This window comes from Donghicola mangrovi (assembly GCF_013377535.1).
Lineage (GTDB): Bacteria > Pseudomonadota > Alphaproteobacteria > Rhodobacterales > Rhodobacteraceae > Donghicola > Donghicola mangrovi.
The window spans coordinates 1-252 of record NZ_JABCJE010000061.1 but is presented as its reverse complement, the minus strand read 5'-3'; the positions used below and the strand labels follow the sequence as shown (position 1 = coordinate 252).

Below are 252 nucleotides of genomic sequence, written 5' to 3'. Positions count from 1 at the left end.
TTCCATTCACGGATGTCCTCAAACCAGGACTGCCCCTCGGGACTGGGATCAAAGGTCACCACCGTCCGCCCAGACAGAGGCCCCCGCCGCACAGTGAACGACCCGCGTTCTGCGAAGCCCTCGGACAGCAGGCTTGCTGTCGCCGCGAGAAGCGGATTTTGCTTGCTGCGTCTGGCATTGAACCTGCCGGTCGCAATCTTGGGGAGCAATCTGCAGATGCTAAAGGAGGTGACTAGTCTGGGATTTCCAGAA

The 252-nt window shown here is 59.5% G+C and carries 1 protein-coding gene; it reads right to left on the bottom strand.

Features of this window, described 5'->3' with window-relative positions; translation table 11 throughout:
- Positions 1–209, bottom strand: a 209-nt coding sequence (locus HJ536_RS21065; protein ID WP_228028852.1) for a hypothetical protein, incomplete at its 3' end; no start/stop codon positions are given.
- Positions 210–252 lie beyond the last annotated feature (43 nt).